This window comes from Arthrobacter sp. P2b (assembly GCF_900168295.1).
GTDB lineage: Bacteria > Actinomycetota > Actinomycetes > Actinomycetales > Micrococcaceae > Arthrobacter.
This window is the reverse complement of the sequence record NZ_FVZL01000014.1, coordinates 60880-81919: the sequence shown is the minus strand read 5'-3', so window position 1 is coordinate 81919 and position 21040 is coordinate 60880. Positions and strand designations below refer to the sequence as shown.

General features: G+C 66.2%; 21 protein-coding genes, 1 tRNA gene and 1 riboswitch. Of the genes, 9 read left to right on the top strand and 13 right to left on the bottom strand.

Features of this window, described 5'->3' with window-relative positions:
- The first annotated feature begins 47 nt into the window (after nucleotides 1-47).
- Complete coding sequence (locus B5520_RS17360) at nucleotides 48-410, top strand: hypothetical protein (protein ID WP_079598321.1); 363 nt, start codon at nucleotides 48-50, stop codon at nucleotides 408-410.
- A gap of 23 nt (nucleotides 411-433) precedes the next feature.
- Here B5520_RS17360 and tadA read toward each other — a convergent pair whose 3' ends face one another.
- Nucleotides 434-937: a tRNA adenosine(34) deaminase TadA gene (tadA, locus tag B5520_RS17355; RefSeq protein ID WP_079598320.1), complete on the bottom strand. Its 504-nt coding sequence runs from the start codon at nucleotides 935-937 to the stop codon at nucleotides 434-436.
- A 62-nt stretch (nucleotides 938-999) separates the two neighbouring features.
- Here tadA and B5520_RS17350 point away from each other — a divergent pair, with 62 nt between their 5' ends.
- The 4 genes from B5520_RS17350 to B5520_RS17335 all read left to right on the top strand — a co-directional run bounded on the left by B5520_RS17350 (nucleotide 1000) and on the right by B5520_RS17335 (nucleotide 3609).
- Nucleotides 1000-1803 (top strand): phosphatase PAP2 family protein, encoded by an 804-nt coding sequence (locus B5520_RS17350; RefSeq protein ID WP_079598344.1) that lies wholly within the window; start codon nucleotides 1000-1002, stop codon nucleotides 1801-1803.
- A 12-nt stretch (nucleotides 1804-1815) separates the two neighbouring features.
- Nucleotides 1816-2451: a uracil phosphoribosyltransferase gene (gene upp, locus B5520_RS17345; RefSeq protein ID WP_079598319.1), complete on the top strand. Its 636-nt coding sequence runs from the start codon at nucleotides 1816-1818 to the stop codon at nucleotides 2449-2451.
- Nucleotides 2452-2544: 93 nt separating this feature from the next.
- Nucleotides 2545-2913: a glyoxalase superfamily protein gene (locus B5520_RS17340; protein WP_079598343.1), complete on the top strand. Its 369-nt coding sequence runs from the start codon at nucleotides 2545-2547 to the stop codon at nucleotides 2911-2913.
- A gap of 6 nt (nucleotides 2914-2919) precedes the next feature.
- Nucleotides 2920-3609: an HAD-IA family hydrolase gene (locus B5520_RS17335; RefSeq protein WP_104443623.1), complete on the top strand. Its 690-nt coding sequence runs from the start codon at nucleotides 2920-2922 to the stop codon at nucleotides 3607-3609.
- On the opposite strand, the gene B5520_RS17330 is transcribed toward B5520_RS17335, so the two are convergent.
- The 4 genes from B5520_RS17330 to B5520_RS17315 form a co-directional block, all read right to left on the bottom strand.
- The gene (locus tag B5520_RS17330; RefSeq protein WP_079598317.1) at nucleotides 3590-4033 is read right to left on the bottom strand and encodes a YdeI/OmpD-associated family protein; all 444 of its coding nucleotides are present in this window, start codon (nucleotides 4031-4033) and stop codon (nucleotides 3590-3592) included. The two genes, B5520_RS17335 and B5520_RS17330, sit on opposite strands and share 20 nt — an antisense overlap.
- 145 nt (nucleotides 4034-4178) lie before the next feature.
- On the bottom strand, nucleotides 4179-4901 hold the full coding sequence (locus B5520_RS17325) for an aggregation-promoting factor C-terminal-like domain-containing protein (protein WP_079598316.1): 723 nt from the start codon (nucleotides 4899-4901) through the stop codon (nucleotides 4179-4181).
- A gap of 3 nt (nucleotides 4902-4904) precedes the next feature.
- Nucleotides 4905-5068, bottom strand: a riboswitch (cyclic di-AMP (ydaO/yuaA leader).
- Between the two features lie 94 nt (nucleotides 5069-5162).
- On the bottom strand, nucleotides 5163-6692 hold the full coding sequence (locus B5520_RS17320; RefSeq protein WP_079598315.1) for a HAMP domain-containing sensor histidine kinase: 1530 nt from the start codon (nucleotides 6690-6692) through the stop codon (nucleotides 5163-5165).
- 5 nt (nucleotides 6693-6697) lie between these two features.
- Entirely contained in the window at nucleotides 6698-7438 is a 741-nt protein-coding gene (locus B5520_RS17315; protein ID WP_079598314.1) for a response regulator transcription factor, read from the bottom strand.
- Between the two features lie 692 nt (nucleotides 7439-8130).
- Between B5520_RS17315 and B5520_RS17310 the strand changes: the two genes are divergently transcribed.
- The 3 genes from B5520_RS17310 (at nucleotide 8131) to B5520_RS17300 (ending at nucleotide 10882) form a co-directional block, all read left to right on the top strand.
- Nucleotides 8131-8994, top strand: coding sequence for a winged helix-turn-helix domain-containing protein (locus B5520_RS17310; protein ID WP_079598313.1), 864 nt, complete (start codon nucleotides 8131-8133; stop codon nucleotides 8992-8994).
- A 236-nt stretch (nucleotides 8995-9230) separates the two neighbouring features.
- Nucleotides 9231-9758 (top strand): SixA phosphatase family protein, encoded by a 528-nt coding sequence (locus B5520_RS17305; protein ID WP_079598312.1) that lies wholly within the window; start codon nucleotides 9231-9233, stop codon nucleotides 9756-9758.
- Nucleotides 9759-9880: 122 nt separating this feature from the next.
- Entirely contained in the window at nucleotides 9881-10882 is a 1002-nt protein-coding gene (locus tag B5520_RS17300) for an EamA family transporter (protein WP_079598311.1), read from the top strand.
- 490 nt (nucleotides 10883-11372) lie between these two features.
- Here B5520_RS17300 and B5520_RS17295 read toward each other — a convergent pair whose 3' ends face one another.
- The 5 genes from B5520_RS17295 to B5520_RS17275 all read right to left on the bottom strand — a co-directional run bounded on the left by B5520_RS17295 (nucleotide 11373) and on the right by B5520_RS17275 (nucleotide 16527).
- Nucleotides 11373-12059, bottom strand: coding sequence for a TetR/AcrR family transcriptional regulator (locus B5520_RS17295; RefSeq protein WP_079598310.1), 687 nt, complete (start codon nucleotides 12057-12059; stop codon nucleotides 11373-11375).
- Nucleotides 12060-12064: 5 nt separating this feature from the next.
- Nucleotides 12065-14101 carry a YhgE/Pip domain-containing protein gene (locus tag B5520_RS17290; RefSeq protein WP_079598309.1) on the bottom strand — a complete coding sequence of 679 codons (2037 nt, stop codon included), beginning with the start codon at nucleotides 14099-14101 and terminating at the stop codon, nucleotides 12065-12067.
- Nucleotides 14098-14814, bottom strand: coding sequence for an ABC transporter ATP-binding protein (locus B5520_RS17285; protein WP_079598308.1), 717 nt, complete (start codon nucleotides 14812-14814; stop codon nucleotides 14098-14100). The genes B5520_RS17290 and B5520_RS17285 overlap by 4 nt, the downstream gene beginning before the upstream one ends.
- 66 nt (nucleotides 14815-14880) lie before the next feature.
- Nucleotides 14881-16335, bottom strand: a complete 1455-nt coding sequence (locus B5520_RS17280) for a dihydrolipoyl dehydrogenase family protein (protein ID WP_079598307.1) — start codon at nucleotides 16333-16335, stop codon at nucleotides 14881-14883.
- Between the two features lie 118 nt (nucleotides 16336-16453).
- Nucleotides 16454-16527 (bottom strand) — tRNA-Arg (locus B5520_RS17275).
- Between the two features lie 277 nt (nucleotides 16528-16804).
- Here B5520_RS17275 and B5520_RS17270 point away from each other — a divergent pair.
- Complete coding sequence (locus B5520_RS17270) at nucleotides 16805-18634, top strand: phosphoenolpyruvate carboxykinase (GTP) (protein ID WP_079598306.1); 1830 nt, start codon at nucleotides 16805-16807, stop codon at nucleotides 18632-18634.
- A 131-nt stretch (nucleotides 18635-18765) separates the two neighbouring features.
- Here the strand turns inward: B5520_RS17270 and B5520_RS17265 are convergent, their stop codons facing one another.
- From B5520_RS17265 to B5520_RS17255, 3 genes are all read right to left on the bottom strand, one after another.
- The gene (locus tag B5520_RS17265; RefSeq protein ID WP_079598305.1) at nucleotides 18766-19926 is read right to left on the bottom strand and encodes a globin domain-containing protein; all 1161 of its coding nucleotides are present in this window, start codon (nucleotides 19924-19926) and stop codon (nucleotides 18766-18768) included.
- A 161-nt stretch (nucleotides 19927-20087) separates the two neighbouring features.
- The gene (locus B5520_RS17260) at nucleotides 20088-20537 is read right to left on the bottom strand and encodes an RrF2 family transcriptional regulator (RefSeq protein WP_079598304.1); all 450 of its coding nucleotides are present in this window, start codon (nucleotides 20535-20537) and stop codon (nucleotides 20088-20090) included.
- 14 nt (nucleotides 20538-20551) lie between these two features.
- Complete coding sequence (locus B5520_RS17255) at nucleotides 20552-21040, bottom strand: hypothetical protein (RefSeq protein WP_079598303.1); 489 nt, start codon at nucleotides 21038-21040, stop codon at nucleotides 20552-20554.

The following is a 21040-nucleotide window of genomic DNA, read 5'->3' as shown; positions in this document are numbered from 1 at the left end:
GGGGAACACAACCTAGCTTTTTGGTGTTAACGCTGGTGGAGACAAACATGGTGGACACCACGAAGTACACGGCACTGATCATCCCGGACGACGACGCCGAGGCTGTCCGCGTTGAGCGCCTGGAATACAACCCGGAGGTCCTTGAAGGCCTGGTGTGCGGGGTCCTGGAGGACGTCATCCGCGGCGACTGGTGCGTCTACCTGAACGCCGAAGGCCACTCCGCGAACCATCCCGTCAATGCCCGGGCCGCCCGACTGATGCAGGAGTGCGGCGTGGATGACGTGGTGGTGCCGCGCGGTACCGCCGTCTTCCTGGGCCGTGGCAGGAACTGGGGCTCCGCCGCAGACGTCCCGGAACACCTCATCCGCCGGGCGGAACAACTCTTTGGTGGATCTGGCATGGCCGCCTGACCTTACCGGCCGTCTGACAGATGCTAAAGCCGGCTCCGGTGCCCGGCAAAGAAATCGCGGAGCAGCACCGCGCACTCCGCTTCCCGTACGCCTGGATAGACCTCCACCCAATGGTTAAGGCGGCGCTCGCGCAGGACGTCGAACACGGAGCCCGCCGCTCCCGCCTTCTCATCCCACGCCCCGAAAACCACCCGGGGAATCCGGGCCAGGACAATGGCGCCGGCACACATGGCGCACGGCTCGAGGGTGACCACCAGCGTGCAGTCGGACAACCGCCAGCCGTCCGCCTGGCCGCCGTCGACCAGCGCACGCTCCCGCAGCCGCTCCGCAGCCTGGCGGATGGCAACCACCTCGGCATGGGCGGTGGGGTCTCCAAGCTCCTCCCGCTGGTTCCGTCCGGAACCCAGCACGGCGCCGTCGGGCCCCAACACCACGGCGCCGATCGGCACATCCTCGGTAGCAAGGGCACGGCGGGCTTCGTTGAGGGCAAGCCCCATCCACGTGTCGTGTTTTTCAGCGGAGACCATGGCTCAATGATAGTTTCGAAGGATACCCAGAGCCCGTGACGAACATCCGCCGGGAGGCACACATGAGCACCGTCCGAGACCGCGTGGACCAGTGGATCAAGCCGTATGCGGCCCTGTGGCTGACGCTGATCATTGGCGGAGCCCTGGTGGTCAGCCTTGCCGCGCTGGGCACCGAGGTGTATTCCGACGTGGTGGACGAGGAAGGGCTGGCGGGGCTGGATATTCCCGCCCTCGAATACTTCCAGACGCTGCGGAACCCGGAAACGGATGCCTTTGTCACCGCCTTCACGAATGTGGGCGGCGGGGTCGGCATGCCCATCCTGGCAAGCGTCCTCACGGCCTGGCTGACCTTCCTGAGCCGGACGTGGCGGCCCATCATTTTGGTCGGGGGTGCGGCACTGGTGTCCACAACGGCCACCACGGTGGGCAAGCGGCTCGTGGGCAGGACCCGCCCGGACCACACAGAAGCGGTACCGCCCTACGAGTCCTCGCCGTCCTTCCCCAGCGGCCACACCCTGAACACCACGGTGGTGATCGGTGTGCTGCTCTACATCATGTGCCTGCAGTTCCAGATGCTCTGGGCGCGGATCACCGCCATCACGGCAGGGGTCATCTTCATCATCGCCATGGGCCTGAGCAGGGTGTTCCTGGGCCACCACTGGCTGACGGACGTTATGGCCGGCTGGCTGCTGGGCCTCGCCTGGGTGGGAATGGTGATTCTGGCCCACCGGCTGTTCCACCTGATCCGGCGGCGGGAGCACGCAGGCCCGGCACCCACCTTCGAGCACCCGGTGGTGCGGGACGTCGTGGCCGATGCCATGCACCATGAGGGCCACGGCGGACGCGGCAAGGATAACGCCGGATGATAGTTTTGACGCATGCGCACTCTCGTTGTGGACCACCCGCTGGTCGCCCATAAGCTCACCGTTCTCCGGGACAAAAACACTCCGTCCCCGGTTTTCCGGCAGTTGACGGAAGAACTGGTGACGCTCCTGGCGTACGAGGCCACCCGCGAGGTCCGCACGGAACCGGTCACCATCGAGACGCCCGTCAGCACCACCGTGGGTACCGCGTTCACCAAGCCCACCCCGCTGGTGGTCCCCATCCTGCGCGCAGGCCTGGGCATGCTCGAGGGCATGACCAAGCTGGTGCCCACCGCCGAGGTGGGATTCCTGGGTATGGCCCGGGACGAGGAAACGCTGGACATCATCACCTATGCAGAGCGGCTCCCGGAGAACCTCACGGACCGCCAGATCTTCGTGCTGGATCCCATGCTGGCCACCGGGGGAACGCTGCGCGAGGCCATCAAGTTCCTGTTCAAGCGCGGCGCATCCGACGTAACGTGCATCTGCCTGCTGGCGGCGCCCGAGGGCCTGGCCAAGCTGGAGGAGGAACTGTCCGGCGCCAACGTCACCATCGTCCTGGCCTCCATCGACGAGAAGCTGAACGAGAAGTCCTACATCGTTCCCGGGCTTGGGGACGCGGGCGACCGCCTGTACGGCATCGCAGGCTAGCGGCGCCCGCTAGAGGCTCCGGCGAAGGTCCCCCGCCAAGCCGGGCAAGGGCGAAGCCTTCCGCATTCCCGGGCCCGGCCGTAGCCTGTGCCCATGGACTGGAAACTTGAACTTGTATATGTCCCTGTGTCCGATGTGGACCGCGCCAAGGATTTCTACGTCAACAAGGTGGGGTTCAACGCCGATTTCGACGAGCGGCCCACAGACTCCATCCGCTTTGTCCAGCTGACGCCGCCCGGCTCCGCCTGTTCGATCTGCATCGGCGACGGGCTCACGGACGCCGCTCCCGGCACGGGCTCCAACCTGCAGCTGGTGGTCAGCGACATCGAGGCAGCGCACCGTCACCTGAAAGACAACGGGGTGGATGTCAGCGACGTTGATGTGCAGGACTGGGGCCACTTTGTCTACTTCGCAGACCCCGACGGCAACAGATGGGCGGTGCAGTACATCCCCGGCCGGTAGGGCACGATGGGAAGCATGAGCCATTCCGCTTCCGCCAGCCAACGAACCCTGACCTGCCGCGCCGTCCTGTTCGACATGGACGGCACGCTGGTGGACTCCACCGCTGTGGTGGAAGAGGTCTGGGGTGAATTCGCCGTGCGCTACGACCTGGACTTCGAGGAGATCCTGCGGACGTCCCACGGTGTGCAGGCCATCGATACGGTCCGGCGTTTTGCCCCCGCCGGTGCTGATGTTCACGCCCTGGCTGCGGAGCTCGGCGCCATGGAGCGGGTCCGGACGGACGGCATCCTGGCGTTGGCCGGAGCGGCGCGGCTGCTGGCAGCCTTGCCCGCCGACGCCGTCGCGCTGGTCACCTCCGCCGACCGTGTGCTGGCTGACATCCGCATGGCCGCTGCGGGGCTGCCCATGCCGGCCATTGCAGTCACGGCCGAACAGGTAAGCCGCGGCAAGCCGGACCCGGAAGGCTACCTCAAGGCCGCAGCCCTCCTGGGAGCGGAGCCGGCGGAGGCGCTGGTGTTCGAGGACGCCCCCGCCGGCATTGCCGCGGGCGTTGCTGCGGGCATCCGCACCGTGGCTGTGGGCCCGAACACCGGACCGCTGCCGGACGGCGTGCTGCACATCGCGGACTACAGCAGTGTCACCGCCGTCGTGGATGCGGAAGGCAACGGCCAGCCGGTCATTTCTTTCCGGCTTTGAGGTCCGCCACAACCTTGGCGATCCGCCGCGCCCGGGTTTCCGGTGTCTTGGCGTCATCCAGCGGCTCTACATACCGCCGCTGGGCACTGTAGCTGAGGGTGGCGTAGAACTCCTGTGCGGCCGGCTCCGCAGCCATCGCTGCCGCAAGGTCCCCGGGAACCTCCACGATCCGCGGCTGCGTGTCCAGTTCCAGCTCCACGTCCACCGTTTCTCCTGCGGAGACCCCCGTGAACTCCCGGTTATGGGCGCTGAGGGAGATCATGTTCCGCCCGCCCATCGCCGCAATGCTGCTGCGGTAGCTCTTGCCGTTGATGGTCACCACCACCGGAGGCCGCCTGCCGGCCCCAAGCCCCTCCACAACATGCTCGGGAACCTCAATGCCGGTCTTATTGCCGCTGCCCTGGATGGTGGTGGTGAACTTCATGGTTCAAAATAAACCAGGCCCCGGACCGGCTTCAACAGAAGCGGCCCCCTTCAACGGAAGAGGGCCGCTACAACAGAAGCGGCCCCCTTCAACGGAAGAGGGCCGCTTCAACAGACTGGTGCCGCTTCGAGGCGGCAGCGCAGGCTTAGTACCAGTTGTTGGCGTAGTGGAAGTTCAGCGCGCCGCACGGGGACTGGTAACGCTCCTGGATGTAGTTCAGGCCCCAGTTGATCTGCGTGCGGTAGTTGGTGAGGTAGTCGGCCCCGGCGCTCGCCATCTTCTCGGCGGGCAGGGACTGCACGATGCCGTAGGCGCCGCTGCTGGGGTTGGTGGCCGTAGTGGTCCAGTCCGATTCCTTGTCCCACAGAGTCACCAGGCACTGCATCTGGTCCGCGGCCCAGCCGTAGGATGCCAGTTGGCCGGCTGCATAAGCCTGGGCACCTGCGGGGTCATTAACCGCGACGACGGGAGCCGGCTCGGGTGCCGGTGCCGGTGCGGGCGCGGGTTCAGGGGCGGGTGCCGGAGCAGGTTCTGCCGGAGCAGGCTCGGGTGCGGGGGCCGGTGCCGGCTCCGCGGCCTGGGGCACAACGTTGATCGCAGGGGGCGCGGGTGACTCGGCCGGGTTGGACCGGATCTCGCTCTTCTCGATGCTCATCTGCGCGTCCGAATCCGCTGTGGACTGGGCGCTTGATGAGACCGTGGTCATGGCATCGGTGGCCTGGCCTGCGGCGCCTACTCCGACCAGCAGCGCACAGGACGCTGCCAGGACTGCGGCACGCTGGCCAAGGGTGAAGTTCTTGCCTTCAGGGCGCTCCGCATTGCTGTCAGAGCCGTTTTTCGGGCGCGGTTTTACCGGGAATTTGAACATGATTGATCGCCTCTCACACCTGCGGAGTTAGCTGTCGGGTTCGGATGAGGGCATCCGGCCACACGGAAAGATCACGTGCTGGCTTAACCCCAAGGGCGGTACATGCCCGGGACGGTGGGTCCCCCGCCTCTGCCTTGGTCAATCGGGGAGATCCGGGAAGTGGCAGAGCTTGGCGTCATCCGGATATGCGGTCCGAACGGGAACCGCACCCAATCGACGGTACAGGAGTGGAGCGCTTAAGTCACATTTAGGTAACGGAGATCACGACGACGGCGCGTCGCCTTGCCCCTTTTGCTGCAGGAGTGGCATCTGCAGGGCGAACTCCGTCCGGCCCGGCCGTGACGTCACCGTTACCCGGCCGCCGTGGGCTTCCACGATTGACTGCACGATGGACAGGCCCAGGCCGCTGGTGCCTTCGGCCGCGGAGGCTCCCGCCTGGTCTCCCGAGCCTTTCCGGGCCGCGTCTGCGCGGGCAAAGCGTGAAAAGACATGGTCCACGAATGCGGCAGGGATGCCCCCGCCGTCGTCCCTTACCGTTACGATCGCCGCACCCTCGGGCGAGGTGCCAACGCCGGTCACCACTGTGGTGCCGGACGGTGTGTGCTTGCGGGCGTTGGAGAGCAGGTTCACCAGCACCTGGCGCAGCTGGGAGGCATCGCCGTTGACCACCACCGGCTCATCGGGCAGCTCAAGGCGCCAGGTGTGTCCGGGGGCCATCACCTTTTCGTCACTGACGCTCTCCACCACGAGCTGCGTGAGGTCCACCTCGGTAAGTTTCAGGGGCTGCCCCTCGTCCAGGCGGGCGAGCAGCAGCAGGTCCTCCACCAGTGCCGTCATCCGTTCGGACTGGCTCTGCACCCTGGCCAGGGACTTCTGGCCGTCCGGAGTGAAGTCCTCCGTCATCCGCATCAGCTCTGTGTAGCCGCGGATGGCGGTCAGCGGGGTCCGCAGCTCGTGCGATGCGTCCGCCACGAACTGGCGCACCCTGGTCTCGCTCTTCTGCCGTGCCTGCAGCGCACTGGCCACGTTGTCCAGCATGAGGTTCAGTGCATGGCCAACGCTGCCCACTTCCGTTCCAGGGTTGGAGTTCGACGGCGGCACCCGCACCGCCAGTGCCACCTCACCGGCGTCGAGCGGCAGCTGCGACACCCGGGTGGCCACCTCGGAGAGCTGTTCCAGCGGCTTCATGGTGCGCCGGATCAGGATGGTTCCGGCCAGCCCCACCAGCAGCAGGCCCCCCAGCGAGACGAAGACGAAGGTCCACACCAGCGACGTGAGGGTGCTTTCCTTGCCGGCGAGGGGGAGCCCGGTCACCAGGACATCGCCGAAATTTGTTTTCACCGCAACGAGCCGGTAGCTGCCGTTGGAGAGGGCGCGGTCCACCGGCTGGGCGTTGGCGGCCAGCGCCAGCAGGGTTTCCTTGTCTTCGGTGGACAGCGCGGAACGGGTGGCGTCTGACGCCAGGAAGCCGCCGCTGTTGACCTGGCCGTTGAGGATCCTGGCGTTGACCGTGCCAACGCTCTGCCCGCGCGCGTCCAGCGGGTCGCGTCCGTTGAAGCCGCCCATCGGGGGACGGCCGGGATCATTGGCCCTTTCTGCAGCCTGGCTCAGCTGCTCATCAAGCTGCCGTGTCAGGAAGGCATCCATGGACGCGTAGCTGGCCACTCCCACAGCGCCGCAGATCGCGATCAGCAAGGCCATGGCCAGGAGGATCAGCCGGGTGCGAAGGTGCCAGGTGGCGGGTCTGAGCCAGCTCCGCCGATGGGACTGCGGAGCTGCGGGGGAGGCCATGGCGCCTACTCCGCCGGCTTGATGACGTAGCCGGCCCCGCGCACGGTGTGGATCATGGGCGGGTGGACGGCATCGATTTTCTTGCGCAGGTAGGAGATGTAGAGCTCCACGATGTTGGCCTGGCCGCCGAAGTCGTAGTCCCACACCCTGTCCAGAATTTGCGCCTTGCTGATCACCCTCTTGGGGTTCTCCATCAGATAGCGGAGGAGCTCGAACTGGGTGGCCGTGAGCTGGACATCGTCACCCGCCCTGGTGACCTCCCGGGTTTCGACGTTGAGGACAAGGTCGCCCACCACCAGCTCGGCGGTGTCCATGGCGGCAACCCCCGAACGCTGCACCAGGCGGTGGAGCCTGAGCAGGACTTCCTCCATGCTGAACGGCTTGGTGACGTAGTCGTCGCCGCCTGCGGCCAGGCCCACGATCCGGTCCTGGATGGCGTCCTTGGCGGTGAGGAAGAGCGCTGGCACCTCCGGTGCGAAGGCACGGATCCTGCCCAGCAGCTCGACGCCGTCGAACCCGGGAAGCATCACGTCCAGCACCAGCACGTCGGGCCGAAAGTCCTTGGCGAGTTTCACCGCTTCCGGGCCGTCGGCGGCGACGGCGACGGACCACCCGGCCATCCGCAGGCCCATGCTCATCAGTTCGGAGAGGCTGGGCTCATCGTCCACCACCAGGGCACGGATGGGGGAGCCGTCCGGGTGCGAGAGCGTGGGGAGGTTGTTGGTCATGGAGTGCGAAGTGGCCATGGGACAACTCTCCGATCATTCGTTTAAGCCGGGCTATGCGCTTCCTGTGCCCAAGCTGTGAATCCCAGCCTAGCCAGCTGAATACTGCCCGGCTTCTGCTGCAGGACTTTCACCAGCTCGTGAGGGTCTCCTTACGGTCCTGCTGCTGGAGCCGTGGAGCCCTTTCGGTGCCCAACGCGTGAAAATTTTTCTTGCCCCGTCCGCGCGCCGCTGGACACGTCGGGAAGGTAAGGAGACTGATTTTGGGATTCGTCCCTCAGTTGAATAAGAAAGTAGGAAAGTAGTGTTTGGGCGAAGAATGTTCCGATTTCGCGCCTTTTATGGCCTTTTGTCGGATAACGAACGTTATTCTTTAGCCACTTCCAGAATCGTGATCTGCGCCACAATGGAGCATTTTGTCTCACTATGCGGACGATCGCGTCCATTGTTACTTGCAAGTTGCCATTGTTACGCTGCACACTTCCAATGTGAACAAGAACTCAACAGCACCTGCAGCCGCAGAATATTGGCCCAGCACACCAGCTGCTGCCGACATGCGCTGTTGTCGAATGCACGCCTGACCTTCCCACCCGCCGAAGTTCCTAGGCATTCGCCCCCCAGCCCAGCGTCGGGCGCCCCTCTCCAATTCGCATTGCGGGGAAACCCAGCATTCGAGCCGCTACTGCGGCCATTCACATTGAGGTAAGCATTCCATGTCAGTTGCATCCGGATACGTCCACATTTCCGTCCGTAACGCCGCCAAGGCCGGCCAGCCCTCCGGTCTGCGCCCCGGCTTCGGGCCCCGCCCGTCGCTCTCGCCGTCATCCGGAAGCAGCTTCCCGGCACAGGGCTACGCCCCGCAGGGATACAACCCCAACTCCTACGGCCAGCTGCGCGCTGTTCCGCCGGCCGAGTCTGCGCCCGTGACCGCACCCACCCCTGTAGTAGCAGGACCCAACGCCGTACGTCCCGTCGCAAACGACACCGTGGCCCGCGGGTTCGTCCTCTACATGGGCATCGACGAGGAAACCGCGGCCGCTGCAGGCACCTCCATTGCCAAGCTCGCCCAGGAAATCCGCGCCTACGCCCAGTCCCTGGTGACCGGGGCCGAGAGCTACGCGGCCGTGGCCGTTGCCCCCGCCGGCACCCCCGGTTCCGCGCTCGACGTCGTCCGTTCCACCTTCGGCGACCCCACCGTCAACTCCCGCCAGCGCACGGAGACGCCCCGTCCGCAGCAGCCGCAGGAGCCGCGCCCGTCCGGTGTCCTCATCGACCTCGCCCGCCGCGAAGTGCACCTCGACGGCGAGTCACTCAACCTCACGTTCAAGGAGTTCGAGCTCCTGAACTACCTCGTGGAGAACGGTACCCGCACCGTGGGCCGCGACGAACTCCTCGAAGGCCTGTGGCGCAACGCCGAGGAAGTGCCCAACGAGCGCACCATCGACGTCCACATCCGCCGGCTCCGCTCCAAGCTGGGCCGCCTCGCCAACACCGTCCGCACCGTCCGCGGCCAGGGCTACCGGTTCTACGAGCACCCCGAAGTTGTGGTCTGGGCCGCTCCGGAATACTCGATCTAGTACTCACTCGAAAGCGCCTGTCCCCGGGGGCGGGCGCTTCCGCTTTCGCGGCCCATCCTTCGGCGCCTGCGCTCGTTCCTCACGCAACAACGGCGCTTTCAGGATGGCCCGCTGCGCTGCACCGCCCTCACTCACCTACCCGCCCGCTTTCGCGCGTCCGGCCTCTCCGGGCATGTGCCTCCGCGGCTGTGGGAGGGCGGGGCGCACCTCGTTTGGTCCCCGACTAGGCTTGGGGCATGAGTGAGCACCATCTTCGACGGCTTGTGATCATGCGGCATGCCAAGGCCGACTGGCCCGGGGGCGTGGCTGACCATGAGCGGCCGCTCGAGGAGCGCGGGCACCGGGAAGCCCCGCTGGCCGGGCGCTGGCTGCTCAAGCACAACATCGTTCCGGATTTCATCCTGTGCTCCAGCGCGCTGCGGACCCGGCAGACCTGCACCTGGGTGTGCTCGGAACTCGGTGACAAGGCCCCCACCCCCAAGCTGGAGGACGGACTCTACGCTGCCTCGGCCCTGCGGATGCTCAGCGTCATCAACCACGTGCCGGACACCGTCACCACGCTCATGCTGATCTCCCACCTGCCGGGCGTCCAGGACCTGGCCATGCACCTGGCCTCACGGGATTCGGACCACGACGCCTACATGGATGCCGCCACCCGCTTTCCCACCAGCGCACTGACCGTTCTGGAGACCGAAAAATCGTGGGCGGAGCTGGACGGACAGGACGCCCGCATCACGAAATTCAAGGTTCCGCGCGCCCATTGACCCATGTAGGTCGCACCAAGTGTCGTTATGGGCACTCTAAACGGCAGATAGCGCTACCCAGTTGGGGCCGCGATTTCCCGCAGCAGCCCCGCAATGTGCCCGTGCTCTGACAGAGTGGGAGCGTGAACCTCCGAGATTCCCTCCTCGCCGCCCTGGTTGCCGTCCTGTGGGGCCTGAACTTCGTTGCCATCGACGTCGGGCTCCACCCCGAAGGCCACGAAGTGCCCCCGCTCCTGTTTGTGGCAATGCGCTTTGTGCTCGTGGTCTTCCCATGGATCTTCTTCATCAGGAAACCGGACGTCAGCTGGAAGGCGATCGTCGGCGTCGGGCTGTTCATGAGCGCGGGCCAGTTCGGCCTCCTGTACCTGTCCATGGCCCTGGGCATGCCGGCGGGCCTCGCGTCGCTGGTGCTGCAGGCCCAGGTGCTGCTGACGGTCCTCCTCGCCGCCGCCTTCCTGGGGGAGCGGCCGAACCGCAGGCAGCTGGCAGGTGTTGTCCTGGGCGTGGCGGGCCTGGCGGTGGTTGCAGTGGGGCGCAGCGCCGTGGCACCGCTGTTGCCCCTGCTTATTGTGCTGGCCGCGGCCCTCTCCTGGGCTGCCGGAAATGTTATTGCCCGCAAGGCCAAGGCTGCCTCCGGACTTGGCCTGGTGGTCTGGTCCGGTGCGGTGGTGCCGTTGCCCCTGGCCGCGCTTTCCCTGCTCGTCGACAGCCCGGACGAGGTCATCGCCACGCTCACCACCCTGCAACCGCCCACAATCCTCAGCGCCCTCTACACCGCGGTGTTTGCCTCGCTCGTGGGCTACGGAATCTGGAACCGGCTCCTGGCCAGCCACCCGTCGTCGGCCGTTGTCCCATTCACTTTGCTGGTCCCCGTGGTGGGGATGACGGCTGCCTGGCTGGCACTGGGGGAGGTTCCGACGCCCACCGAACTGGCCGGCGGGCTGCTGCTCCTGGGCGGGGTGGCGACGGCGGTGCTCACCGTTGGCGGCCGGCGGCATCAGCGCCGGGGTGCCGAACCGGCACCCGGCTTGGGTGCCGGCGTGCGGACCGGCGGGACGGACGACGACGGCCGCTTGGCTGCCGCGGGCACCCTCCCCGGAACGCGTGAACCGGAGGCCCGCTGAGCTGTTGCTGTGCTCCTTGCGCCAGGGCGCCCCGTTGTGGCGGCCGGACGCCGCTGTGCCGGGGACTGCCTGCCGCTCGGGGTGCCGGGCCGCCGTCCGGCGGGCCAGGCGGCGCCGAGGAACAGGACCAGCAGGGTGGCGACGGACGAGGCAGCGGCACCAATGAAGTAGTTGTCCGGGTCGCTGGTGGGCAGGGGAGTACCCAGGAATGAGGACTGTCCGTCGTATGCCAGTTCCCACGTGCCCATGAACGCCAGGGCGAAGCCGACCGTGAGGCTGGTGCCGGCGCCGGCGGCCAGCAGCATGAACCGCCGCCCCCGGGCAAGGATTTCGGCCACAGCGGCAACGTAGGCCAGGCCCAGGACGCCCAGGAACGCGACGAACACCGGTTCCGCGAGCGTGATTCCCGTGAGTACAAGCAACCCGGCAGCGACGATGCCGCAGATGACCGCAAACTTTCCGCTGTTCCCCATATGCCGCATGTGCACCATCATTCCTGAGGAGCAGCCGGCTTCAGCACGTAGCCGCGCATGATGGCCATGATTGCTGCAACGCTTTGGTCACGGGTGCGCTCGGGATTGTAGGTCTGGCGGTCCAGGCCCACCACGAAGCAGGCACCAAAAATGGCCGTCTCCAGGCTGCCCCGGGACACCGATTCGTCCACGGGGTAGGCCTTCGCCACGCTCTCCACCGCTTGCCCGATCACGGCGAGCAGCTCACCGCGCAGTACCGTGAACGTACCCTGCCATTCACTGGGCGTCCGCCAGTTTTCGCTGACCCAGAGGCGTGCAAAGGACGGATACTCGGCCATAAAATCCATGGCCTGCCCGATCATTGCCTCCATGGCCAGCAACGGGTCTCTGGTTGTCCCTGGACCGGTTGTCTTTGGACCGGCTGTCCCGTCCTCTGCCGTTCCCAGCAGGCGGGCCTTGAGGATGTCCACGCCGTGTCGCAGCAACTGGGCAATGAGCTCTGACTTGCTGCCGAAGTTGTAATAGACCGTGCCCTTGGACACTCCGGCGGCGGCGGCGATCTCGTCCACGGTGACGTTGGCGGCACCGCGTTCACCGATGAGTGCCATGGAGGCGTCGAAAAGCTTCTGCCGGGTGGCGGTGGTCCGTGCCGGGCGCTGTCCCTTCGGCGCCGACCCCTTTGGTGCCGGTGCCCCGGGGGTCATAGGGGTCATACCGCGATCTCCGGTTTAAGCGTCTTCAGGGTCCAGTACTTGTTCTTGCGGACGGCCAGCGTGGACAGGACCGTGCCCAGCAGGGTGTAGCCCAGGAGCCCGGCCACCGTGGGAACAATCATGGAAAGGTCGGCGCCGTAAATCAGGTGCCTCATGCCCGTGACCACGTAGCCCATGGGCAGGATTTCGTGGATCACGTGGAGGGGCTGCGGAGTGGTCTGCCAGGGGAATGTTCCGCCGGAGGACACCAGTTGGAGCACCAGCAGGATCAGCACCACCAGTTTGCCGGGTGAGCCCAGCAGCGCCACCACGCCCTGGATGATGGCGCTGAAGGCCATGGCTGCAGCCAGCATAAAGAGCCACGTCAGGACCGGGTGGGCCGGGTTCAGGCCGAGGGCCAGGTTCACCACCAGGGTCAGGAGGGTGGCCTGCACCACGGAAACGGCAAGGAAGGGGAGCCAGCCGCCCAGTGCGATCTTCCAGGACGGGGCGTTGGAGGCGAGCGCCCGCCGGGTGATGGGGCGCATTGCCTGCACCAGCATAAAGATGCCGATCCACAAGGCGAGGGTGAGGAAGAACGGCGCCAGCCCCGCCCCATACGAATCGGCTTTTGCCTGCGAGACGTTGCTGACGGCAACCGGGTCCGCCATGACGCGGGACAGGTTGCTCTTTTGCGCGTCATCCGGGTTGGGCACCTGCCCCGCTCCCTTGCCGATCTCGTCGGCGAGGGTCCGTGAGCCGTCCGCGGCCGTGCCGGCGCCTTCCTCCAGCTGGGCTGCACCCGCGTCCAGCTTCCGCGCTCCGTCCACCAGGGCGGCGGTGCCGTCCAGGGCTGCCTGCCCACCGGTGGCGAGCGTGGCTGCACCGGTGTGCAGCTGGTCGGCTCCACCGGACGCCTGCTGAATCGCGTCCCGGAGCGCCGGCGTACTGGCGGCCAGCTGGGCGGCACCCACACTGACGGCTTCGGCGCCGTCGGCCAGCTGCTGGATCTGGGCCGCGTCGGTCTCGATTTTGGTTTTTGCCGCTGCAACAGGGCTGGATGCTGCCACCGCATCAAAATCGGCCAGGATGCTGTCAGCCTGTTCCTGGGTCAGGACGCCCGAGGCGATTAGCCGGGTATTGGATTCGATGACCCGTGTACGGAGGCCCTGGTCGGCGGCGTCCAGCTGGGCTGCCACGTCCTGGACCTTGGTATTCAGCAGGGCGTTCCCCGCGGCCACCCGTGCGGCGCCGTTGGCAAGGGTCTGCGAATCGGTGGGCAACGAGGCGGTCTTGTCCTTGAGGGTGGACAGTCCGCTGCTCAGCTGCCCGGCGCCGTCGGTCAGCTGGTTGGCGCCGTCCCGCAGCTTCAGCTGTCCGGCATACAGCTCGGATGCTCCGCTGCTGAGCCCGGCGGTCCCCTCATGAAGGGTGACCGTGCCGTCGCGAAGGCCTGCTACGCCGCCGGCCAGCTGTCCGGCGCCTTCGGCTGCCTTGACCATCCGGGTGTGGATGGTGCCAAAGCCGGTGAGCAGCTGGTTGGCCGTTTCCTCGCCCACCTCGGTGGCCACCGTGGAGTGGACCGACGTTGTCAGCTTGTCCACGATGGTGCTCAGGAGGTAGTTGTTGGCGTCGTTGGTGGTGACGTTGAGCATTGCTTTGCTGGCCGAATCGAAGCTGCCCGGCGATACCAGGTTGGCGGAAAAGTCCTTCGGAATCTTCAGGGCAAAGGCGTACTTGCCGTCGCTGACGCCCTGGTCGGCTTCGGCCGTGCTGTCCACGGGCACCCAGTGGAAGACGTTCCCTTCCACCAGGCTGTCCGCCACCTTGGTGCCGGCCGAAAGGTGGCTGCCGTCGCTGGCTGTGGCGCCCGAATCCTCCACCACCAGGGCGGCATCCAGGTGGTCCAGGTTGCCGTACGGATCCCAGTTGGCGTACAGGTACACGGCGCCGTACAAGAGCGGCACCATGGTCAGGGCAAGGATTGTCAGCTTGGGCAGCAGGCCGCCGGTCATGCGCTTGAGTTCTGAGCGGGCCAGCCGCAGTACGGTCACTTGGCAACCTCTGTTTCGAGTTCGGTGTCCTGGTTGTCCGGCTGGACCGTGGCGCCCCGCTGCTGTTCTGCCTGCCGTGCGGGCTGGTGCTGGACGGCATTGCCGATCGCGGCGGTGGGCCCCGTCCACGACGGCGGGAGGGCACTGACCGCAGCGACGACGGCAAGTTGCCTGCCGCCGTCGGACGCCAAACGCTGCAGCCGCGGCAGCCAGTCGCCGTCGTCCGCGCTGTGCCGGTCTGGGGAGTCGACAACCAGCAGGTCCGTGCGGGGGTTGGCCAGCGCCAGCGCCGTCAAAAGTTCCAGGCGCCTGCCGGGCGCCAGCTGCTCCGTCCAAAGGTCCGCGATGTCCTCGAAGCTGTTCACTTTGAGCCACGGCTTGCTGAGGAGGGCTCCCCGGTAGCGGCGCGGCACCAGGGCAAGGTCCTCCGTCACCAGGTCACGGACACTCAGGTGCTGCTCGGGTTCATTGACCCCGGGGGAGTCCACCAGCGCACTGGCCAGCCGAAGGGGCCTGACGCGCTGCTGGTTGTCCCAGCTGATGAGGCCGCTGCTGGCCTTCATCCTGCCGCTGAGAACGAGGGAGAGGGATGTCCGCTGGTCCTGCCGGCCCCCGGTCACAAGCAGCAGTTCGCCACGGCTGACCTGGAGTGAGGTGGGGGGAAGCAGGGGATCGCGGCGGCCTTTGACGTGAAGCTGGTGTGCTGAGAGCAAGGTTGCCTTTCACAGAATGCATCTGCTTCCAGCCTAGCTAAACTGACCAGTCAGTACAAATAGGTCCTAGAGGCCGTACTTCTCCAAAAGACGCAGCCATACCTCGCTGATGGTGGGGTAGGAGGGGACGGCGTGCCACAGACGGTCGAGCGGAACCTCACCCACCACGGCGATCGTGGCGGCGTGCAGCAGTTCGGCCACGTCGGGTCCGGCGAAGGTAGCACCGAGGAGCACCCTCCGTTCCTCGTCCACCACCAGCTGGGCCCAGCCTTCGTAGTTCTCTGAGTGCAGTGACGATCCGGCAACCTGGATGGGAAGCTCCACGGAGGAGGCGTTGTACCCGTCGTTCCGCGCCTTCTCCAGGGTCCTGCCCACGGAGGCCAGTTCGGGGTCGGTGAAAACGACGCTCGGCACGGCGTGCTGGTTGGCCGTCTGCGCGTACCGGCTCCAGGCGCCCGGCGTGCCTTCAAGTTCTCCCTTTGCCCGCGCGGCGATGGCATCGCCGGTGGCGCGGGCCTCGTACTTCCCCTGGTGGGTGAAGAGGTTCTTTCCGGCGGCGTCCCCCACCGCGTAGAGCCAGGGTTCATCTCCGGGAGTTCCGCGCACCAGGCCGGACTCGTCCGTAGCCAGGACAAGTCGGCCGTGCCCGTCCGGTTCGAAGCCGACGCTCTCCAGGCCAAGGCCTTCCAGGGCAGGATGCCGGCCGGTGGATACCAGGACCTTGTCCACGGTGAGGGTGGTTCCGTCGCCCAGCTCGAGGCTGAACGTGCCGTCGTCGTTCCCGCTGATGCGCTCCGTGGCTGTATCGAGGCGCAGCTCCACGCCGTCCGCACGCAGGCCGGCCGCCACCAGGCCGGCAGCCTCCCGGGGGAAGTTTCCGAGCAGTCCGCTGCGCGCGACGAGGGTCACGGCTGATCCCAGCCGGGCGAAGGCCTGGGCCAGCTCGGTGCCTGCCACGCCGCCGCCCAGTACGGCAAGCCGTTCCGGGACCTCACTGGCCGACGTGGCTTCGCGGGTGCCCCACACCTGCACGTCCTGCAGTCCCTCGATGGGAGGCATGGTGGGCATGGCACCGGTGGCCAGGACTACTGCATGACGTGCCTGCAGTTGGTGCGACGTGCCGTCCAGCCCCGCCACCTCGACCATTTTCGGCGCCGTGAGCCAGCCGTGGCCGCGCACCAGTTCGATCCCGGTCTCCTTGACCCACGAAACCTGGCTGTCGTCCTGCCAGTTGGCGGTGAAGTAATCCCTGCGCTTCAGGACGGCGGCGGCGTCCAGTGTACGGGTGACCGCTTCCTTGGCTCCGGGCGTGGTCTGTGCTCCGTGCAGGGCGGTGCCGGGCCGGAGCATTGCCTTCGACGGCATGCATGCCCAGTAGGAGCATTCGCCGCCCACCAGCTCCGCCTCCACCAGCACAGCGGTCAGTCCGCCCTGCACAACCCGGTCGGCGACGTTTTCCCCCACGGCGCCTGCGCCGATCACCACAACATCAAATTCGCGTTCAACAGGCTGGGGCGTCATGGGGAAAGCCTACGCCCGGAGGTGGGGCGGGAAGCGCGGGTTGGCGGCCAGCCCGGGAGGCGGTAACAAAACTTAAAACAAAAGGTCCGCACCGGCGAACCGGTGCGGACCTTGTCTGTGCGCCCAAAGGGATTCGAACCCCTGACCTTCTGTTCCGTAGACAGACGCTCTATCCAGCTGAGCTATGGGCGCATCTCGTGTTCCTGGAGAAGAACCGCTCTCCCTGAACCTCGAATTACTTTACGCGAGGGTTGGCCGTAGTGCCAAATCGAAAGGCATGTAATCTGCACGACTAGACCGGTATAGGTGACCTTCGTCACTTAATCGACCTATTTCCAGCAAGTATTCCTTGGATTTACGCGGATTCCCGTCTGAAGCTGCAGATTCCCTAAGCATGCTCCCAAAAAACGGCAGTGGTCCGGACCATAGCATTTAGGACACACCGATGAACCCGAGGAAGGGAACCGCAATGGGCGATCTGGCGCAGAAGCCGCTGCTTGAGAATGCACCCACCACACATGCCGGTCTGCTGGCATGGGTCGAAGAGGTTGCTGAGCTTACGCAGCCGGACCGCATCTACTGGGTTGACGGGTCCGAAGAGGAAAACACCCGTCTCACCGATGAGCTTGTTGCAGCCGGCACCCTGACCCGGCTGAACCAGGAGTTGTTCCCGAACTCCTTCGCCGCCTTCTCGGACCCCGCTGACGTCGCCCGGGTTGAGGAGCAGACCTTCATCTGCTCCGAAAACAGGCACGACGCCGGCTTCACCAACAACTGGATGCCCCCGGCCGAGATGAAGGACAAGCTTCGCGGGCTGTTCGCCGGCTGCATGCGCGGCCGCACCATGTACGTCATCCCGTTCGTCATGGGCCACCTCGACGCAGAAGACCCGAAGTTCGGCGTCGAAATCACGGACAGCGCCTACGTTGTTGCCTCCATGCGCATCATGGCCCGCATCGGCACCGATGTCCTGAACCGGATCACCGAAACGAACGCCTTCTACGTGCCCGCGCTGCACTCCCTGGGTGCTCCGCTGGAAGCGGGCCAGGCGGACGTGCCGTGGCCGTGCAACCCGGACAAGTGGATTGTCCACTTCCCGGAGGAGCGCTCCATCTGGTCCTTCGGCTCCGGCTACGGCGGAAACGCGCTGCTGGGCAAAAAGTGCTACGCACTGCGCATCGCCTCCGTCATGGCGCACGATGAGGGCTGGCTCGCTGAGCACATGCTCATCCTCAAGCTCACCTCCCCGGAGCAGAAGACCTACTACCTGTCCGCGGCGTTCCCCTCCGCCTGTGGCAAGACCAACCTCGCCCTGCTCGATCCCACCATCAAGGGCTGGAAGGTGGAGACCCTCGGCGACGACATCACCTGGATGCGGTTCGGCAAGGAAGGCGAGCTGCGCGCCGTTAACCCCGAGGCCGGTCTCTTTGGCGTTGCCCCGGGCACCGGCTGGGGCACAAACCCCAACGCCATGCGCGCCATCGCCAAGGGCAACAGCATCTTCACCAACGTGGCGCTGACCGACGACGGCGGCGTCTGGTGGGAGGGCATGACCGAGGACGTCCCCGCACACCTGACCGACTGGCAGGGCAACTCCTGGACTCCGGACTCGGACAAGCCCGCCGCCCACCCCAACTCGCGATTCTGCACCCCGATCGACCAGATCGACATGCTGGCCGAGGAATACCACAGCCCCAACGGCGTGGAGCTGTCCGCCATCCTGTTCGGCGGCCGCCGCAAGACCACTATCCCGCTGGTCACCGAGGCCCGCAGCTGGACCAACGGCATCTTCATGGGATCCACCCTGTCCTCCGAAACCACTGCCGCGGCAGCCGGTGCGGTGGGCGTGGTCCGCCGCGACCCGATGGCCATGCTCCCCTTCATCGGCTACGACGCAGGCGACTACCTGAACCACTGGGTCAACCTGTCCGCCAAGGCCAACCCGGAGCGCCTGCCCAAGATCTTCCTGGTCAACTGGTTCCGCCGGAACTCCGAGGGCGGCTTCGCCTGGCCCGGCTTCGGCGACAACGCCCGCGTCCTGAAGTGGGCCATCGAGCGCCTCGAAGGAAAGGCCGACGCCGTGGAGACCCCCATCGGGTTCGTCCCCACCGGTGACGCCATCGACCTCGAAGGCCTGGACATGACCCCGGCGCAGGTTGAGGAAGCCGTCAAGGTTGACCCCACCGAGTGGGCCGCCGAGCTTGCCTCCATCGAGGAATGGTTCGCCAACTTCGGCGACTCCCTGCCCGAGGCACTCCAGTCCGAGCTCGCCGGGCTGAAGAAGCGCCTGGGCCAGTAGCCAAAAAAGTACGACGACGGTCCCGCACCTTTGCGAAAAGGTGCGGGACCGTCGTCGTTCCTCAATCGATTGCTCCGTAATTGCCCTTTTCGCTTGTCAAAACGGCGCTTTCGGAGCAATCGATGCGGACGTCAGCTGGCCAGCCAGATGTCCGGTCCGAAGACTTCGTAGTGGATCCGGGTGGCCGGGATGCCGGCGTTGATGGCCTCGTTGCGGATGCTCTTCATGAAGGGCAGCGGCCCGCAGAGATAGAGGGATGCGTCGGCCGGCAGGTCCACTTCCCGCAGTGACATGAAGCCCTCCCGGGCGCCCGCCTCAGGCTTTTCCAGCCACAGCTGGAGTTGGGCACTGTCCAGGCGCTGCACGTCAGCCGTCATCTGGCCGCGCAGGGCCCAGCTGTCCAGAGTACTTTCGGCGTGCAGCACCAGGACCTGCCGGTCCGTTCCGGCCTCGGCGAGCGAACGCAGGATGGATGCCGTGGGGGTGCAGCCGATTCCGGCGGAGGCCAGGACCACCGGCCCGTCGCCGTCCTTGAGGGTGATCTCCCCGTACGGGTTGGAGATCTCGAGGATGTCGCCCACCTGTACATTGTTGTGAAGCACGGGGGAGACCTCGCCGCCGTCGTCCAGCTTGGTGGTGAAGGTGCGGCTGCTGCCGGCGTCCGCGGACAGGGAATACTGGCGGACCTGCCGCAGGCCTTCGGGCAGGACTACCTTGACGCTGATGTACTGGCCCGGGAGCGCCGCGGTGACCGGCGTATCGTCCGCCGGCTCCAGCGTGAAGGTCATGGCACCCGTGCCGGCCGGCGTCTTGGCCGCAACCCGCCAAGGCGTCCACATCCGGTCATTGGCCTGGCTGGCGTACAGCCCCTTTTCGATCTTGACCAGGGCATCGGCCATCAGCCAGTAAACCTCGGTCCAGGCTTCGGCGATCTCCGGTGTGATGACCTCGGCGAGGTCCTCGGCGATGGCGGCGAACAGGTGCTCGTAGACCACCTGGTACTGCGGCTCGGTGATGCCCAGGGAAGCGTGCTTGTGCGCGATGCGGGACAGGACGGCCTCAGGGAGCGTGCCCGGGTTGCTGAGCAGGTGGCCCGCGAACGCCGCAATGCTGCCTGCCAGTGCCTGCTGCTGGTTGCCTGACCGCTGGTTGGAGCGGCTGAAAAGTCCGTCCAGCAATTCGGTGTGGGCCGCAAAAAGGCGGGAGTAGAACTTGGGCGTGATCGCGCCGATCCGCGACCCGACCAGCGGAAGGGTGGCTTCAATGACGGGGCGGGACTTTTCCGAGAGCATACGGACTCCTGAGATAGCGGCCGGGGCCTTCGTCCGGCCAGTCACGAATACAAGCATTTGAAATGCGTGTATTCACACCTCAAGTTCTACAGCCTGTAGAAGATGAAATCAACTTACGTGGACGGACGTTGCCGCGGTGTTCCGGGCCATGGTGCGGGAGGCTAAAGGCCTGGCCGGAGGCCGATCATGGTGAAGACGGGAGCCATCTGGCGGGAGCCCGGCAGGTCTGCGATCACCACGGAATCGAGCTCCCGGTAGAACGCCTCCCGGGCCCGTGCCAGGGCGCCGCGCAGATGGCACTCGTTGATGAGCGGGCAGTTGCCGCTGGGTGCGACGCACTCCGCCGGGTCGCTGCGGGTGTCGAGTTCGCGCAGGATTTGCCCCACGGTTGCCGTGCGTCCCGCGTGGCTCAGACGGGATCCGCCCGCCCTGCCCCGGACTACCTCGATCAGGCCCATGATCCGGAGCTTGGCCATGGCCTTGCTGACGTGGTTGTAGGGCGTTCCCACCGCATCGGCGATGTTCTGGGTGGTGAGCAGCTCACCGCCGGGAACGGCAGCAAGCACCATCAATGCCCGCAGGCTGACGTCGGCGAAGGCGTTGATCTTCATGGCCGGACCGCGGTCTAGTCCACCCAGATTGAGGGTTCGTTGGTGTCCGCGCCCAATTCGCCGAACTCCCAGGTCCTGGTGGCCGGGTTGGCTGCATAGGGCAGCACGGCAGCAAAAACCGATCCGTCCCGGTGTTCCGCGGCCACGTGGATGGCGTCCGAATCCTCTTCCACCAGCAGGATGTCGCAGACCACGGCGGCCGCCCGGAAGTCGTCCCGGTTCTGCCGCAGCAGGGCCTGCAAATCGCTGATCATGGCGTCGGCGTCGAAGTCCGCGTCCGTTCCCTCCGCCGCGTCGGCCGGGGAGACAGCCACGAGCCGCACCTCGCCGTCGTTCTGCACCGTCAGGGCGAAAGGCATGAACCCGCCGTTGCGCTGGAGTTGCTCCTGGGCGGCGCTGACGCCCGTTCCCAGGAGGTTCTCCAGGTCAGTGGCCGTGCCTTCCGGAACAGAATCACGCCAGCCGGCCTGTTCTTCTGCTGCTGGCCCCGTATGGTCCGCCAT

Excerpts from the sequence above, each read along its gene's own strand:
- B5520_RS17360 (WP_079598321.1), top strand. The coding sequence starts at position 48 with ATGGTGGACACCACGAAGTACACGGCACTGATCATCCCGGACGACGAC.
- tadA (WP_079598320.1), bottom strand. The coding sequence starts at position 937 with ATGGTCTCCGCTGAAAAACACGACACGTGGATGGGGCTTGCCCTCAAC.
- B5520_RS17350 (WP_079598344.1), top strand. The coding sequence starts at position 1,000 with ATGAGCACCGTCCGAGACCGCGTGGACCAGTGGATCAAGCCGTATGCG.
- upp (WP_079598319.1), top strand. The coding sequence starts at position 1,816 with ATGCGCACTCTCGTTGTGGACCACCCGCTGGTCGCCCATAAGCTCACC.
- B5520_RS17340 (WP_079598343.1), top strand. The coding sequence starts at position 2,545 with ATGGACTGGAAACTTGAACTTGTATATGTCCCTGTGTCCGATGTGGAC.
- B5520_RS17335 (WP_104443623.1), top strand. The coding sequence starts at position 2,920 with ATGGGAAGCATGAGCCATTCCGCTTCCGCCAGCCAACGAACCCTGACC.
- B5520_RS17330 (WP_079598317.1), bottom strand. The coding sequence starts at position 4,033 with ATGAAGTTCACCACCACCATCCAGGGCAGCGGCAATAAGACCGGCATT.
- B5520_RS17325 (WP_079598316.1), bottom strand. The coding sequence starts at position 4,901 with ATGTTCAAATTCCCGGTAAAACCGCGCCCGAAAAACGGCTCTGACAGC.
- B5520_RS17320 (WP_079598315.1), bottom strand. The coding sequence starts at position 6,692 with ATGGCCTCCCCCGCAGCTCCGCAGTCCCATCGGCGGAGCTGGCTCAGA.
- B5520_RS17315 (WP_079598314.1), bottom strand. The coding sequence starts at position 7,438 with ATGGCCACTTCGCACTCCATGACCAACAACCTCCCCACGCTCTCGCAC.
- B5520_RS17310 (WP_079598313.1), top strand. The coding sequence starts at position 8,131 with ATGTCAGTTGCATCCGGATACGTCCACATTTCCGTCCGTAACGCCGCC.
- B5520_RS17305 (WP_079598312.1), top strand. The coding sequence starts at position 9,231 with ATGAGTGAGCACCATCTTCGACGGCTTGTGATCATGCGGCATGCCAAG.
- B5520_RS17295 (WP_079598310.1), bottom strand. The coding sequence starts at position 12,059 with ATGACCCCCGGGGCACCGGCACCAAAGGGGTCGGCGCCGAAGGGACAG.
- B5520_RS17280 (WP_079598307.1), bottom strand. The coding sequence starts at position 16,335 with ATGACGCCCCAGCCTGTTGAACGCGAATTTGATGTTGTGGTGATCGGC.
- B5520_RS17270 (WP_079598306.1), top strand. The coding sequence starts at position 16,805 with ATGGGCGATCTGGCGCAGAAGCCGCTGCTTGAGAATGCACCCACCACA.
- B5520_RS17265 (WP_079598305.1), bottom strand. The coding sequence starts at position 19,926 with ATGCTCTCGGAAAAGTCCCGCCCCGTCATTGAAGCCACCCTTCCGCTG.
- B5520_RS17260 (WP_079598304.1), bottom strand. The coding sequence starts at position 20,537 with ATGAAGATCAACGCCTTCGCCGACGTCAGCCTGCGGGCATTGATGGTG.
- B5520_RS17255 (WP_079598303.1), bottom strand. The coding sequence starts at position 21,040 with ATGGCGGACCATACGGGGCCAGCAGCAGAAGAACAGGCCGGCTGGCGT.